Source organism: Arcicella rosea (assembly GCF_040543805.1).
Classification (GTDB): Bacteria; Bacteroidota; Bacteroidia; order Cytophagales; family Spirosomataceae; genus Arcicella; species Arcicella rosea.
In genome coordinates, this window is the sequence record NZ_JBEUMS010000004.1 from 300,555 (window position 1) to 317,022 (window position 16,468).

The 16,468-nt window shown below is 33.3% G+C and carries 11 protein-coding genes; 7 read left to right on the forward strand and 4 right to left on the reverse strand.

Features of this window, described 5'->3' with window-relative positions:
* The first annotated feature begins 195 nt into the window (after positions 1-195).
* Positions 196-912 carry a YiaD family glycine zipper/OmpA-like lipoprotein gene (locus tag ABID42_RS07505; protein ID WP_367283104.1) on the forward strand — a complete coding sequence of 239 codons (717 nt, stop codon included), beginning with the start codon at positions 196-198 and terminating at the stop codon, positions 910-912.
* A 101-nt stretch (positions 913-1,013) separates the two neighbouring features.
* Here the strand turns inward: ABID42_RS07505 and ABID42_RS07510 are convergent, their stop codons facing one another.
* Both ABID42_RS07510 and ABID42_RS07515 read right to left on the reverse strand, forming a co-directional pair.
* A complete protein-coding gene (locus tag ABID42_RS07510) occupies positions 1,014-2,066 on the reverse strand; it encodes a redoxin family protein (RefSeq protein ID WP_367283105.1) in 1,053 nt (350 codons plus the stop codon).
* 216 nt (positions 2,067-2,282) lie between these two features.
* Positions 2,283-2,744, reverse strand: a complete 462-nt coding sequence (locus ABID42_RS07515; protein ID WP_367283106.1) for an SRPBCC family protein — start codon at positions 2,742-2,744, stop codon at positions 2,283-2,285.
* 564 nt (positions 2,745-3,308) lie between these two features.
* Here ABID42_RS07515 and ABID42_RS07520 point away from each other — a divergent pair.
* Both ABID42_RS07520 and ABID42_RS07525 read left to right on the forward strand, forming a co-directional pair.
* On the forward strand, positions 3,309-4,088 hold the full coding sequence (locus ABID42_RS07520; RefSeq protein ID WP_367283107.1) for an alpha/beta fold hydrolase: 780 nt from the start codon (positions 3,309-3,311) through the stop codon (positions 4,086-4,088).
* A 104-nt stretch (positions 4,089-4,192) separates the two neighbouring features.
* A complete protein-coding gene (locus tag ABID42_RS07525; RefSeq protein ID WP_367283108.1) occupies positions 4,193-5,059 on the forward strand; it encodes a bestrophin family protein in 867 nt (288 codons plus the stop codon).
* A 105-nt stretch (positions 5,060-5,164) separates the two neighbouring features.
* Here the strand turns inward: ABID42_RS07525 and ABID42_RS07530 are convergent, their stop codons facing one another.
* The gene (locus ABID42_RS07530; protein ID WP_367283109.1) at positions 5,165-6,040 is read right to left on the reverse strand and encodes a 1-aminocyclopropane-1-carboxylate deaminase/D-cysteine desulfhydrase; all 876 of its coding nucleotides are present in this window, start codon (positions 6,038-6,040) and stop codon (positions 5,165-5,167) included.
* A 39-nt stretch (positions 6,041-6,079) separates the two neighbouring features.
* Between ABID42_RS07530 and ABID42_RS07535 the strand changes: the two genes are divergently transcribed.
* The 3 genes from ABID42_RS07535 (at position 6,080) to ABID42_RS07545 (ending at position 11,634) form a co-directional block, all read left to right on the forward strand.
* Positions 6,080-7,099 (forward strand): RluA family pseudouridine synthase, encoded by a 1,020-nt coding sequence (locus tag ABID42_RS07535; protein ID WP_367283110.1) that lies wholly within the window; start codon positions 6,080-6,082, stop codon positions 7,097-7,099.
* A 24-nt stretch (positions 7,100-7,123) separates the two neighbouring features.
* The gene (locus ABID42_RS07540) at positions 7,124-7,573 is read left to right on the forward strand and encodes a GNAT family N-acetyltransferase (protein ID WP_367283111.1); all 450 of its coding nucleotides are present in this window, start codon (positions 7,124-7,126) and stop codon (positions 7,571-7,573) included.
* 287 nt (positions 7,574-7,860) lie between these two features.
* On the forward strand, positions 7,861-11,634 hold the full coding sequence (locus ABID42_RS07545) for a hydantoinase B/oxoprolinase family protein (RefSeq protein WP_367283112.1): 3,774 nt from the start codon (positions 7,861-7,863) through the stop codon (positions 11,632-11,634).
* 98 nt (positions 11,635-11,732) lie between these two features.
* On the opposite strand, the gene ABID42_RS07550 is transcribed toward ABID42_RS07545, so the two are convergent.
* Positions 11,733-12,749, reverse strand: a complete 1,017-nt coding sequence (locus ABID42_RS07550) for a GntR family transcriptional regulator (RefSeq protein ID WP_323261312.1) — start codon at positions 12,747-12,749, stop codon at positions 11,733-11,735.
* A gap of 1,216 nt (positions 12,750-13,965) precedes the next feature.
* Here ABID42_RS07550 and ABID42_RS07555 point away from each other — a divergent pair.
* A complete protein-coding gene (locus ABID42_RS07555) occupies positions 13,966-16,467 on the forward strand; it encodes a YbcC family protein (protein WP_367283113.1) in 2,502 nt (833 codons plus the stop codon).
* Position 16,468 lies beyond the last annotated feature (1 nt).

Consider the following 16,468-nt stretch of genomic DNA (forward strand, 5'->3'; position numbering starts at 1 on the left):
TTGCTATTTCTTACTGGTACAAATCTTTTAAGTTGTTGATTATAAGATATAAATAATGCAATATGAACAAAGTAGATAAAGATATCAGAATATCATACCAAATCTGAGCAAGAAGCATTAAAAAAACAATTGCCAGTATAAAAATCATTTTTAAGTAAAATCTTTAGAGTCTCATTTAATCAAATTAATCATATTATGAAAACGACTTCCTTTTTAGCTAATATTCCAAGTAAAATGATATTACTTGTAATATTGATTAGCACCAATTTTTATTCTTGTAATTCATTTAAAAAATTGAATAATGCCCAAAGAGGTGCTATCATTGGAGTAGGAACTGGAGCTGCAATGGGTGCAGCAATCGGTAGAAAATCTAAAAACCCTGCTATTTATGCCATCGTTGGTTCAGCCGTTGGTGGTATTGCTGGGACATTCGTAGGCAAATACATGGACAAGCAAGCTGAAAAACTAAAGAAAGATTTAGATGTGTTGGCAGATGTAGAAAGAGTAGGAGAGGGTATCAAAATTACGATGAAATCAGGTGTTTTATTCGACTTTAATTCATCAAAAATTAATCCTACTGTTAATGAAAATCTGATAAAATTTTCAGAAACATTAAAGCAATATCCTGACACAGAAATTTTAGTAGCTGGCCATACTGATAATGTAGGAACAGAAGCTTATAACATGAAATTATCTCAGCAAAGAGCAGAAGCAGTTGCGGCAGTATTGAAAGCTAATAATGTTTCAAAAAGTCGTTTGACGGTGCTTGGTTATGGAGAAAAAGATGCCGTGGCAGACAATACTTTAGAATCGGGCAGAGAGCAAAATAGAAGAGTAGAATTTGCCATTGTTGCCAATGACAAATTGAAAAAAGAAGCTACAAAAGCTACTGGAGAAACGAGTTTGAAATAGTAATATCAAAATAAAAATGCTTAGAAAATGAAGTTATTCCATTTTCTAAGCATTTTTATTTCTTATTGAATCCAAGAAAATTATGAGTAAAACCAACCTAATTATTTTCTTAGATTAACCAAGATACTTTGGTAGTCATTCTCTAGAATCCTCATTTTATCATCTACTAAAATCATGAATGGGACACTGGTTATTTTAAAAGTTTGGGCTGTTTTACTATCAAATCCTCCTTGCAAGTCTGCAAGATTTGTCCACCAGTTAATATTATCGGTTTTGATAGCCTTCAACCATTTTTGTTGATCATCATCCAAAGAAATACCAATAATTTTGACAGATTTATCTTCAAAAAGTTTTTGATTTTTAACCATGTATTTATGTTTTTCTCTACAAGGACCACACCACGAAGCCCAAAAACTAATAATGGTTTTACCTTTTATTAGAGAACTAAGCATGACAGAATCACCTGTTTGGTTGGGGATTTTAAGGTCTGGGATTCGATTACCAATTGTGTTCTTTCTGTACTTAGCAAGTTTCTCCTTAAAGTATTTACCACTGTCAGACAGTTTTACTTCTTCCGAAAGCCTTTCAAATAAATCTTGTAGGCTAGATAAATCACATTCTCCAAAACTAATTTCGTTTGAAAGATTTTGCAAAGATAAATATGAACCCTTATGCTCATTTACATATTTTTCAAGGGATTGATATACCATCTTTTTTCTTTGAGCATCAGAGAATTTTTTACTTTGCATGGCATTTCTAGGGGCAATTCGAGTGGTAAAGTCTATTGATTCTTGGCTTCCACTAACTTTTTTAGTATGTAAATACAAAGAGCCTGTTTCTCGTTTTTTTACTTCAAAATCAACTTGAATAGTATCATTGACCAGCCAAACTCCAAACTCTTGGCGTATATTATTGGTTGAAATAAGGGCTAAAGTTGGATGTTCTAACCCACCTTCAAAAACAAATTTCTGATTAATAACTTTTGCTTTTTCAGAGGAAATTGTATGTTCCCAAAATATTGAAATATTAACTTCTTTTATAGTATCCGAATTTAATATTGTACCCTCCAAGCGGAAAGGTTTCACTATCGGTTTTTGTGAGAGAGCAGTAATAGAAGCGGTGACTAAAATGAAGAATAGGATTAGTTTTTTCATGAATGTAAAAGAATTTGGAGTTGGTAGATTTATTAATTATACTCATCTAATTCATCTCATAAAATAATCATTGAATGAATTAGAAGCAATACTTGGTGTGTAACGAAGAGACTTTTTATTTGTTTTGAGTGAGAACGATAATATATAGTCTTAAATGAAAGATTTTAAAACAGCTCTATTATTTATGTCTCACGAACAATTCACAGGTTTTATTAATCAAATCACAATATTCAATAATTCCTTCTCCAGTTTGTCAAAGTTTTCTTCGTTTTTGTCAACGACAAAAGGTTTTAGTTTACTACATTCTTCAGCGGTATTGAAAAGCATTTTAAAAACAAGTTTGGTCTTGTTTTCGGGTACTTCTTCAAATGTTGCCACTACTTGAAAAATTGGTTTTGAGAAACGTTGCCATGCAATAAGTAATGGATATTCTATTTTAATAAACTCACATTCATTAGCATAATTTCCTTTGTCTGGCCCATGCATAATAAAACTCCATTTTCCTCCTACACGAAAATCAAATTCATTAAAAGTATTGGTAAATCCTGCTGGTCCCCACCAAACTTTTAAATGATTTGGTTCAGCCCAAGCACGATAGACTAATGCTCTCGGTGCATTAAAAATTCTTGAACTTACAATCTCGCAATCGGGAGTTGTGTGGATAATTTCTGTAGCCATTTTTGGTAATCGTGTTCGTTTAGGATGAATTTGCTTTTGATTATTTTAAATTGCAAGCTTATTTTTCTAGTTTAAATTGTTTAATATCATTTCACTAGGGCTGGACTTAAGTCCAGCCCTAGTGAAATGATATTGTAAAAGCTTTCTTGAAATTTACAATTCTAATTTAGTTGTTTGTAAGGAAACAAACAACGGCTATAGTTTTTTACCTAAATCTAGATTCAAATAAATCAATGATAGTTTTCGGCTGCTTTTGAATGTCTATTTATCAATCGTTTGTTGTTTGTCTTTACTATATTCTTTATTTAAGTGGTTGATTAGTAGTTATTTGAACTATTTTAAAGTTTATGGCTTTGCTCAAAGATGGAAAATAGTAGTAAAAACGTAATTAATTTTAATATCTTTTTTCTTACTGTTTGGAAGCTATTTTTTACGCTTTTTAGCATGATTTTTTCGAATGAAAAATAAAGTTTTTCTATTAAATATTTCATCTAAGTATATTTGTAGAAACGATGTTTTTCACGTTTGTGAAATCCTTTATTTAGCTTTATTTACCTTAAACCGATGTATAAAAAAATCTGTAGTTTTCTACTTTGTTCTGTAGTTCTTTTCAATTGTGTAAAACCTTGTATTGCTCAATCTTTTTCAACAAATGTAGTAAGCTTTAAAGTCCTTGAAGATAGTCTTGTGCTTTTTGATAAAACTAGGAATAGACAAATTCCTGTGGCATTGTATTTCCCCCAAACTACTAAAAAACTAAAGAATCAGCCATTAGTAATTGTTAGTCATGGGTATTGGCAAAACAAGGGTGGCTCAAATAAAGCTTATAAATCTATTGCTAAACACTTGGTTACTCATGGATATTTTGTAGCCAGTATTCAGCATGAATTGCCAAATGATGATTTAATACCAACAACTGGAATTCCACAAATTGTGAGGCGTCCATTTTGGGAAAGAGGGAGTGATAATATTCTCTTTGTGTTGAATGAATTAAAAAAGACTCAACCTCAGTTAGATTTCAAACATGTAATACTTATTGGGCATTCAAATGGGGGAGATATGTCTGTTTTGTTTGCCCATAAACACCCTGATTTGGTAGATAAAGTAATTTCATTGGATAGCAGAAGAATGCCTTTCCCTAGAACTGCTCAACCAAAATTATACTCTTTGCGTTCGAGCGACCAAGTAGCAGATGAAGGTGTTTTGCCAAGCCTTGAAGAACAAAAGAAATACGGAATTACCATCATTAAATTGAATAATACTATCCATAATGATATGGACGACAATGCTAATGAGGTTCAGCGAAAAGAAATTAATGAGTATATCATGCGGTTTTTAAAATGATTTGATTGAGTGTATTTCTACAAGGCTTCTACTTGAAAATAGAAGCCTTGTAGTATATTTGCTAAGGTCATCATTCCTAAATCTAACAAACCCATCAAACTAAAATGATTAATTATAATCCTAAAGAATGGTTTACATTTATTTTCAGAGTTCATAAAAGCGATACTGTTCGTCAGTTGATGCCGATGATAGTAAGTTTATCTATTTATGTAGCATTGGTCGCTTTTTTAGAAATAGAAGTGTTTAAATTGAGCGAGAATAGTCATCTCAAAAACATTACTATTCTGCATGGAATGTTGGGTTTTGTGATTTCATTACTCTTGGTTTTTAGAACCAATACTGCTTATGAACGTTGGTGGGAAGGCAGAAAACTATGGGGAAGCTTAACCAATACTTCCAGAAACTTAGCGATGAAAATTAATGCAGTGTTGCCTAAAGACGATGAGCTTAACAGAACATTTTTTAGAGAACATATCGTTGAATATGCTTTTGCCTTGAAAAGACACCTCAGAGGACATCAACGTGATAGCGAAGTATTTCAGTCTAATGTTATTATCGATCATGAACTACATAAGCCCAATCATATTGCAGCTTTGATGTACACCCGTTTGAACGATTTGTACAATCAAAAAATCATTAGTGGTACTCAATTACTTTTTTTGAATGAAGAGTTTCGTGCCTTTACTGATATTTGTGGTGCTTGCGAACGCATCAAGAATACGCCAATTCCGTTTTCTTATTCTGTTTTTATTAAGAAGTTTATATTCTTTTATGTGATGTCACTGCCTTTTGGTTATGTCTTTAGTTTAGGCTATATCGCTGTGCCAATTGTGGTTTTTGTATTTTATGTATTGGCAAGTTTGGAATTAATTGCAGAAGAAATTGAAAATCCCTTTGGAGTAGATGATAACGATTTACCATTGACAATGATGTCGAAGAATATTCAGAAACATGTTGGAGAAATTTTGTAGGAGGGGATAGGTTTAATTTTCAGTTTTCGGCAATCGGATTTCAGTCTTATTTCTCATTAATAAAGAAAGCTGATTACTGAAATCCGAAAGCTGAAAGCCCACCGTTCATTTCAACTCCTCGCATCGTCCTTGTAAACCACCAGTATGAACCGCTACAATCATTGAATTTTCTGGGAAATATCCTTTTTGAATTAAATCATAAATCCCAAACATCATTTTGCCAGTATAAACTTGTTCAAGCTGAATGTTGGGATTTCTTTCTTCAAAACCTTTGATAAATTGAATCAATTCGGGAGTAGTTTTAGCATAACCGTCGAAATGATATTGTTCGTTGAGTTCAAACTCTTTTTCAAAAGGTAAAAGTTTTTCAATTTGTCCTTTCAATAAACCTTTTCCTTTTAATGAAGCAAAACCAATGGCTTTGGTTTTTCCTCTAACGCCACTCACTATACCTGCTAAAGTTCCACCAGTACCAACGGCAGAACAAACAAAGTCGGGGTCGATTACCTCATAAATTTCATCAACCATTTCGTTTACGCCTTTTATTGCCAAGTCGTTTGTACCGCCTTCAGGTAATACATAAAATTTTTCTCCGTATTGTCGGGTTAATCTATTCCTAAAATTATAGTCGAGTCGAGTAACAAAAATTAATTCCATTCCGCAATCATGTGCATATCGTAAAGTATCATTTGAATCAGGTGTCAGTTCATCTCCACGAATAATTCCTACTGTTTTAAACCCAAATTCTTTGCCAGCAGCGGCAGTTGCATAAATGTGATTAGAGTAAGCACCCCCGAAAGTTAATAATTGGTCAAACCCTTTTTCTTTCGCTTCTATTAAATTGAATTTTAGTTTTCTCCATTTATTTCCTGTTACAGTTGGGTGGATTAAATCATCTCTTTTAATGTATAATTTTATATTGTAGGGTGCTAGCACAGAATCCTTTATTAACGTTAAAGGAGAATGAGGTAATTGAAACATGGCGGTATTTGATTAATTTTGATTTTTAATGCCAAATATATGCAAGAAATAGAAGACGAAGAAGAAGAATTGTATCAACACCACCGATTTGAGGTTGACAAAGGACAAAGTATCTTAAGGGTAGATAAGTACCTTATGTCAAGAATGCAAAATGCTTCTCGGAATAAAATTCAAGATGCGATTGAAACTGGTGCAGTAAGAGTAAATGAGGCAATCATTAAAGCAAACTATAAAGTAAAACCATTAGATGTTATTACGGTTTTATTACCAGAACCGCCTCGTAATACAGAGATTATCCCACAGAATATTCCTTTAGATATTGTTTATGAAGACGATGAATTGTTGGTTGTAAACAAACCTGCGGGTATGGTTGTGCATCCAGCACATGGCAATTGGGAAGGTACTTTAGTAAATGCTTTGGTGTATCACTTCCAAAATTTACCGACACATCGCAATGGAGAAATTCGTCCGGGTTTAGTACATCGTATTGATAAAGATACTTCTGGTTTATTGGTAATTGCCAAAACAGAAACAGCGATGACACATTTGGCAAAGCAATTCTTCGACCATAGTATTGAACGTACTTATAATGCTTTAGTTTGGGGTGAACCTAAAACTGATGAAGGAACGATTACAGGTCATGTTGGAAGAAGTTTGAAAGATCGTAAGATTATGACTGTCTTCCCAGATGGTTCAATGGGAAAAGATGCTACAACGCATTATAAAGTATTGAAGAAATTACGCTATGTATCGTTAGTACAATGTAATTTAGAAACTGGAAGAACGCATCAGATCAGAGTACATTTTAAACATATTGGTCATCCATTATTCAACGATACTACTTATGGAGGCGATAGAATTTTGAGAGGAACGGTATTTTCTAAATACGAACAATTTGTAACAAATTGCTTTAAAATGTGTCCGAGACAAGCATTACATGCAAAGTCATTAGGATTTATTCACCCAAAAACGGGAGAATTTTTACAGTTTGATACAGAGCTACCAGAAGAAATGCAACAAGTAATCCAGAAATGGGATACTTATGTGAATAACGAATAAAACCATTAACCTAAAAATATTCCAATGTCAGTTATTATCAGAAAAGGTATTCGTGAAGATGTACCTGTGATGTTTGAGTTAATCAAAGAATTAGCGCTTTATGAAAAAGCTCCTGAACAAGTAACCAATACAGTTGAACAAATGTATTTGGATGGTTTTGGCGATAATCCAATCTATGGTACTATTGTAGCAGAAGTAGCAGGTGAAGTCGTAGGGCTAGCCTTGTATTATTACCGATATTCTACTTGGAAAGGAAAGCGTTTGTATTTGGAAGATTTAATCGTTTCTGAAAAAATGAGAGGAAAAGGTTTAGGTGAAAAATTATTAGAAGCAACGATTCAACAAGCCAAAGATGATGCCTGCACAGGTGTGATGTGGCAAGTATTAGATTGGAACGAACCAGCCATTAATTTCTACAAAAAATTCGGAACAAGAATGGATGGAGAATGGATTAATGTGCATTTGGATTTTTGAATAGAAGCAAGATATGAGACACTAGAAGCAAGAAGCAGGACACAAGATTTGAGAAGCAAGACTCAAGAAGTAAGATTTCAGAAATAGGAATAAGCAAAAGATTAAAAAATAATATGTTGTTTCTTTTTTTTGATACTATTCATTAGACTGTGTCATGTGAAAACTTAACAAAAAAGTATTACTTCTTGTCTCTTGCTTCTTATATCTCAAATCACAAATCTTGTGTCTTGCTTCTTGTGTCTAAAGTCTAAAATCTTGTCTCTTGCTTCTTTTATCTCTAAAAAAACATGCAAAAAACCTACTACATTTCAATAGATACTGGTGGAACGTTCACCGATTGTGTTGCCTCTGATAGTGATGGAAAACAATATCGCTATAAAATTCTTTCAAATAGTTCACTTCGTGGCGAAATTGTATCGCAAATCAATCCGCAAACTTTTCAATTAAAAGCTTCTTGGTTTTTGAAAAGAGATATTTTGGAAGGATATACTTTTACTTTATTAAATCATGATTTTGAAGCGAAAGTTGTAAGTTTTGATGTAGCCAATAATACTTTAAAACTAGACCAATCTTTACCAGCATCATTGCAAAATAAAGTATTAAGTTTTGCATTAACAGCCTTTGAAGAAGCTCCTGTTTTAGGGGCAAGACTAATTACCCAAACAGGGTTAAAAGAACAATTTCCAGCAATTCAAATACGAATTGGTTCTACCAAAGGAACAAATGCACTCTTAGAAATGAAAGGAGCGAAGACCGCTTTTTTTGTAACAGCAGGATTTAAAGATTTGTTAGTCATTGGTAATCAGTCACGCCCAGATATTTTTGCATTGAATATTGTTCGTCCAGAACCACTTTATAGCGAAGTAATTGAAGTAAAAGAGCAAATAGATAAAGACGGGAATATCATTCAAGCAATGGATATTTCAACAATTGAAGTAACAGCAAAAAGATTAAAAGAAGCAGGAGTTTCAGCAATAGCAATCTGTTTAAAAAATGCTTACCGTAATAACATTCACGAAAAAACATTGAATGAAATATTGCTAAAATACTTTCAATACGTCAATATTTCTACAGAATTAAGTAGGCAAATCAAGTTTTTGAATCGAGCAGAAACAACTGTGGTGAATGCCTATCTTGCTCCAATTATTCATACTTATATCAATAATATCAGTTCACAAATTCCAGATAAACACTTTAAAGTAATGACAAGTGCAGGAAGTTTAGTGAATGCCCATCATTTTCATCCAAAAGATAGTTTACTTTCTGGTCCAGCAGGAGGCGTAGTTGGTGCAGCATATATTGCAGAAGCTTCTGGTTTTCAGAAAATTGTAACTTTCGATATGGGTGGAACAAGTACCGATGTTGCACGTTATGATGGAAATTTTGATTATCAATTCTCGCAAAAAATTGGAAGTGGACAAATCTTTAGTCCTTCATTAGCCATAGAAACTGTAGCGGCTGGCGGAGGTTCAATCTGTTCATTTGATGGCTTTAAATTAAGTGTTGGTCCAGAAAGTGCAGGTTCAATGCCAGGTCCAGCTTGTTATGGAGCAGGTGGAGATTTAACCATTACGGATGTCAATTTACTATTAGGTCGCTTAGATATTCAACAATTTAGTATTCCTGTTTTTCCAGAAAAAGCAGAAGCTAAACTGCAAGAATTATTACAGAGCATTGCCCAAAAAACAGGTAAAGAACCTGTAAAAGAAGAAATATTAGAAGGATTCAGAGCCATCGCCAATGAGAAAATGGCGGATACTGTTCGAAAAATATCTATTGCAAAAGGTTATTCAATCCATGATTATGCATTGGTAGCTTTTGGTGGTGCAGGCGGTTTACACGCTTGTGGAATTGCTAATTTATTAAATATCAATAAGATTCTTTTACCAAAAGATGCGGGATTACTTTCAGCATTTGGCATTGATAAAGCACAAGTAGAACGCTTTTCAGAGCGCTCAGTATTAGCGATTTTTGATAAACAATTAGATGCGAAACTAAAAGAATTGTTCACTCATGCAGAAGATGAAGTTATCAATACTTTAGAAAACGATGGTGTAGCCAGTGAAAACATTCGTTTCAAAAGTCATACTTTATATCTTCGTTTCAAAGGACAAGATTCAACGATAGAAGTAACATGGCAAAGTTTCGATGAAATGTTAGCTACATTCAAAGAAAAATACAATGCCATTTTTGGACATTGGATAGAAAACAGAGCGATAGAATTAGAAAGCATCAGAGTAAATGCTTTTGAGTTTTCGGAAAAAGAAGTGACTCCTGAAACTGAAATAGCTATAGAATACTTTCCAAAAGCAAATCATTCTGTGAAGGCTTTTTTCAATAAACAATGGCAAAGTATTCCAGTTTATTTCAGAAATCAGTTGGAAAATGGTGCTATCATCAATGGTTTTGCTTTGTTATTAGATCCATTCAGCACAACTGTTATCGAACAAGGCTGGACTTTGAAAATTGACAATAAAGGAACAGCCATTATTCAAAAAGTAGCGGAGGAAATTGTTGATAGTGAAGTAGATAATCAAGAAACTCAATTGGAACTTTTCACCAATCGCTTTATGACGATTGCCGAGAATATGGGTTTATTACTTCAAAGAACAGCACTTTCTGTGAATGTAAAAGAACGGCTAGATTTTTCGTGTGCTTTACTGGATGCCGAAGGAGAATTAATCGCCAATGCGCCACATATTCCAGTGCATTTGGGTAGTTTGGGCGTTTGTGTAAGAAGTGTTTTGAAGCATATTAGTATTGGAAAAGGTGATGTTGTGGTAACGAATCATCCCAAATTTGGAGGTTCGCATTTACCTGATATTACTTTAATTTCTTCGGTATATTCCTTTGATGATGAATTGATTGGTTATGTCGTAAATCGTTGTCATCATTCCGAAGTTGGTGGAGTTCGTCCTGCTTCAATGCCACCCTATTCAAAGAATTTAGCAGAAGAAGGCGTTGTGATTTCACCCATGTATTTGGTGAAAAATGGTGAAATGCGTTGGGAGGAGATTAAACATTTACTGCTATCAGCAGAGTATCCAACAAGAGCGATTGATGAGAATTTAGCAGACTTAAATGCTGCTTTGGCGGCAAATAGAAATGGAGAAGAAGCTTTACAAAGCTTGGTTCAAGAATATAGTTTGGCGAAAGTTCATTTTTATATGAAGCGTTTGAAAACTTATTCTGAAAGTAGAATGAGAGAAAAACTTCAAGTATTTGGACAAGGAATATATCGTGCAGAAGAGTTTTTAGATAATGGTGAGCCTTTGAAAGTACAAGTAACAATCACAGAAAACCATTGCACGATTGATTTTACAGGAAGTACAAAAACGGATTCAGGAAATTTAAATGCCAATATTGCGATTGTCAATTCTGTCGTAATTTATGTGCTGAGATTGTTATTGAACGAAAAAATACCTTTGAACGATGGCATTTTAAAAGCGGTTGAATTAGTCATTCCAGAAAAGTCAATTTTGAATCCAGATTATCCTGAAAACCCAGCAGATTGTCCCGCCGTTGTAGGTGGTAATGTTGAATTAAGTCAAAGATTAACAGATACTTTACTGAAAGCTTTTGGCATTGTGGCTTCATCGCAAGGAACGATGAATAACTTTTTATTTGGCAACAAAAACTTTGGTTATTACGAAACAATTTGCGGAGGAAGTGGAGCAGGAGATGGTTTTGATGGTACCTCTGGTGTACATACGCACATGACCAACACTAGAATTACTGATGCAGAAATCATGGAGTTGCGTTATCCAGTTTATTTAAATCGTTTTGAAATCCGTAATGATTCTGCTGGTGCAGGGAAATTTAAAGGAGGAGAAGGAATTGTGCGTGAAGTAACTTTTTTAGAAGAAGTAGAAGTTTCATTACTTCGTCAGCATATTAGCACACAACCTTATGGTTTAAAAGGCGGGAAAGCTGGAAAATCTGGAAAGCATTTATTAGCTAGACCAGACGAAACATTTACGACAGATAATGAAATCTCAGCTCAAAAAGGAGATAAATTAACAATTTGGACGCCGGGTGGCGGAGGTTTTGGAAGTGAATAAGTTAAAGAGTATTTCCTTACGATTACTGAAAGAAATAGTTGGGAAATACTCTTTAAAAGCAAAATCTATTCACTAATTACCAATTACTAATCACTCTTTCACAAAGATTTTCGCTTAATGAAGTAACTTTTATTGACAAACCTTCCCTTTTGCCGAGAAAGAATCATTTGAGCCGCTCTTTTGCCCATCAATGAAAAATCATTTGAAATTACAGAAACACCCTCTGCCAAGATTTCTTTAATTGGCGTATCATCGTAAGACATTAAACCAATGTCTGTACCTAATTTCCAACCTTTTTTATTCGACCAGTTGATAAATCTTACCAAATCATTTTCACGGAAAACTAAGTAAGCATGGTCTTTTTGAAGATGTTCTTCTTCTTCTAAATCTGAAATAATTTCGTAAGCAATATCATTTTCAAGACAGAAACGTTCAAAACCTTGAATGATGCCCACAGGAGTATATTGAAAGCTTTTACTACTTAAAACCAATGAAAAAGTCTGATATTTTTTAATTAAATCTTTGGCTTCAATTAGTCCAGTATAAGTATTTTTTTGAAAATCTTGACATAAAATAGCGTAATCAGTACCAAAAGTAGGTACGTCAATATCCAAAATTAAGAGCTTTTCTTTGGGTATTTTTTGAAGTACGTTTGTCACATCCTGATTAAAATGTGGCATCACGATATAAAAATTATAAGAACCAAGATGGTTATTAATAGTGTTTTCAAATACTTTTAGATTATGGTGATGAAAGAAGATGTTCAGTGTAACGTTTTCACCCAACTCAGCGACTAAACTGTCATACAAAATTTCTTTGTAAGGTGTTAAAGCATCAAAAAGCACAAAAATATTGAGCTGACTTCTGGTATCAGTATTAGAAACGTAAAACCCTTTGCCATGATGAGAAGTAATAATTCCTTTTTCACGGAGTTCATCATAAGCTTTTGCTACCGTCATTCTTGCCATTCCAAAGTTGTGTGAAACCTCATTAATGGAAGGTAATTGTTGTCCTCTTACTAACTCTCCTTCTTCAATAGCGTTGAGGATATATTCGATTAATTGTTGGAATTTAGGCTTACTTGAGCTGGCATCAATTTGAATGCTGTTTTTCATTGAATGTATTTCTATTTGAGGTAATTATAGCAAATTAACAATATTTTTAATGCTGTGTTAATAAAGTATTGTCTTTTTCCAATTTTGAGTCAAATTATAAGTAAAAAATTTTGAATCGCTGATTTTTTTTTTAAATTTGTAATGAAATTCACTAGCATAGTATAGCATTGTTTTAGTTTGTGTGCATTCTTAAAACGTGCTTCAATATATAATGTTTCATCTCTTTTTTGAGATGCTACCTTTACAAGTTTTGTTTATAAAAATGGTTAATGGTGTACAGTGTCTGTCGGAGGCATAAATTTGTCTCCGCAGGCAATTGTCTTCTAAACAAACTTGATGATTTTGCTTCCTATCTCTGAATATTTAATTATAGAACTACTTGTTTTCAAGTAGTTTTTTCTTTTTTGAGGGACTTTATATTGATTTTTAATTAAAAAATTAAACTTTATTGTGAATTTTTCATTCATTATGAAATAATTCATATTCAATTGATGTTAATTCGAAGTGAAAGACATAAATTGTCATCATTATCAGTAATGCACTTTCTTGTCAACAAAGAATTCCGGCAATATGAAATTTTTGAAAATATTTTTGTTGTTGTTGCTAGTAAGCTTCAAATTCATTGCTTCGCCAATGAATCTTGGTAGTGATGCGCAGAACCAACACATCAAAAGATATTTTTTAAAAACTTCAACTGATACCTCTCGAACTCAATTCTGTGATACAGAAATCAACGAAAGTGAAGAAAGTTCTGAAAATGGTAAAGATTTTGATTTAGCAAAAATCAACTTTACAATCAGTCAATTTTTTACTTTCAAAGCTTTAATATTAAAGCAAACTTACCTTTCTTCTTGGATTTTTAAATCTAAAATTCATTCTTGCTTTCAGCTTTTTGTTTTGTTCCTCAATTTTCGTATTTGACACTCGTTTGTGAAAAGTATCATTCTTGGTGCTTTCATTGTTTACAACTTCAACGTAAACAGATTGTTTATTTCAGCGTAATTCTTTTGTAAAAGTTGGTTCAAATTATTGGTCTAATTCTGATAATGTGGCTAAAACTTGTATTGAACTTGATTGTATTGTTTGGTTTGTCAATTGATAAAAATCAAATTTTATATTCTAGTTTTTTGTTATGCTTGATTTTTACTTTCCAGTAAAATGTAAGTATGCCTGCGCAATCAACTGTATAAGTCTTGATAAATCTTAAAGTATTTGTATGAAAACACACCATTCATCCTTTGATGAACATGAAATACTTCATGAATTGAAGCATTATTTGCCTGCGCAAGCTCCTTTAAAAGACTTTGTTCATCATAATACACTTCATGCTTTTCAGCATCTCAAATTTTACAAAGCCATCAGAAAGGCTTCAAAAATATTTGGGTATAAAGTATTTCTGAGTTTAGATGAATACCGAACGCTTTATCACTCCAATAGAGTAAATATCGCTATTCTTGAAAAAGTGATTGTTGAAAGAATGGGAGAGGAGTACCTTTTAGACTGGAAAGAGAAAGTACTTCAAAAAGAGTATGATACGTTGATTTCTCCAAGAGTAGGTAATTTAAGAGCAAACTGGAAATTGATTCATCACATAGATATGGATTTGTTGGTTCATCCAATTTTATTCAGAATTCTTTGTAGTTTCTTAGATCAAGGGATTTCAATTTGGAGTTTTCCTAATATTCATAAAGGATTTTTGGCTTCAATTAGAGAAATGGAGCGCAATACCTTTACCAGTTTTTTCAAAACAACAAGAGCGAGAAAACTATTGTTGGAAGGACATTGCAAGATTGAAGATTTGTTGAAAATACTTGTAGGTGATGCTTTACTTTACAAGCAATACCTTTATGACCAGCAGTTTGCACATCAAGGTTGGTCGGGAATGGTTTCAGTCGTTGAAGATTTACCACAAACATTATTAGATCATAAGAAAATCTCTACGCATGATTTAATTGTTTTTGAATTGCTTTTGGAGATTGATGCACTTGACTTCAAATTTGGTGAAAACTGGGTGACACTTGGAAGTACAATTAAAGACAAAACAAAAGATATTTTTGCAGAAGTGCCTGAAACTGAATTGAATCAAGTACTTACAATTTGGCAAGATGCTTTTGAATGGACTTATTACGACCAAGTATTGGCAGGGATTGAACTAGGAAATGCGACGAAAAGAGAAGTTGAGGAGAAGAGTTTTCAAGCAATGTTTTGTATTGATGACCGTGAGTGTTCGATTCGAAGATACCTTGAAAAATTTGATACTGGTTGTGAAACCTTTGGTACACCCGGTTTTTTTGGTGTTGAGTTTTATTATCAACCAGAACATGCTAATTCATATACAAAGCAATGTCCAGCGCCAGTTAATCCTAAATTCTTGATTAAAGAGCTAGGTTCTAAAAAGAAAGAAGGTAAAGATGCACATTTTACTAAACATACTCATTCTTTATTAAGTGGCTGGTTGTTTTCACAGACTCTGGGCTTTTGGTCTATATTTCGTTTGTTCTTGAATATTTTCAGACCATCAATGAGCGCCGCTTCAGTTTCTTCATTCAAACACATGGATAAAGAATCTAGCTTAACGATAGAACATAATCATCATCACAGCCATCCAAGAAAAGATGAACTCCAGATTGGTTTTACCGTTGATGAAATGGCTCAACGTATGGAAGGACTGCTAAAAAGTATTGGTTTAGTGAAAGATTTTGCTCCTATCGTATATATAATAGGGCACGGGGCGAGCAGTGTAAACAATACTCATTATGCAGGTTATGACTGTGGAGCTTGTTGTGGAAGACCTGGTTCTGTGAATGCGAGAGTAGCAAGTTATATGTTGAATCATGTTGAAGTAAGAAAAATATTGGCTTCAAAAGGAATTGACATTCCTGAAACGACACAATTTGTGGGTGGCTTACATGATACTACCCGTGATGAGATTTTGTTTTTTGACGAAAATATACTTTCTGAAAAAAATAAAATTGGTCATCAAAAAAATGAACCACTTTTTGTGAAAGCACTTGATTTCAATGCGAAAGAACGTTCAAGAAGATTTGAATCAATTGATACGAAATTGACGGCAGAAGAAATTCATGATAAAATTCGTACAAGGTCGGTTTCCCTTTTTGAACCAAGACCAGAACTTAACCACGCTACTAATGCGATTTGTATTGTTGGAAGAAGAGAACTATCGAAAGATTTATTTTTAGATAGACGTGCTTTTATGAATTCTTACAACTACAAAGTTGATTTAGATGGCAAGTATCTTTTTAATATTTTGAAAGCCGCCGCACCAGTTTGCGGGGGAATTAATCTGGAATATTATTTCTCAAGAGTTGATAATCAAAAATTAGGTGCTGGTTCAAAATTACCACATAATGTTATGGGACTTTTTGGAGTTGCCAATGGTATTGATGGTGATTTAAGACCGGGTCTGCCAAGCCAAATGATTGAAGTTCATGACCCCATTCGTATGCTTTTTATTGTTGAACATTTTCCTGATGTGGTGTTGAATACAATTAAAACAGCTCCAGAAACTTATGAATGGTTCAATAATGAATGGGTGCATTTGGCTGTAGTGAATCCTGAAACCAGAGCGATTTTTAGATTTGAGAATGGTCATTTTGTACCTTATCAGTCTGTTAATAAACAATTAGACGCTGTTTCTGATATTGAACCCTTGCTTGAATCTCACCAAGAAAATTTTCCAGTTTATTTAATTAAATAAG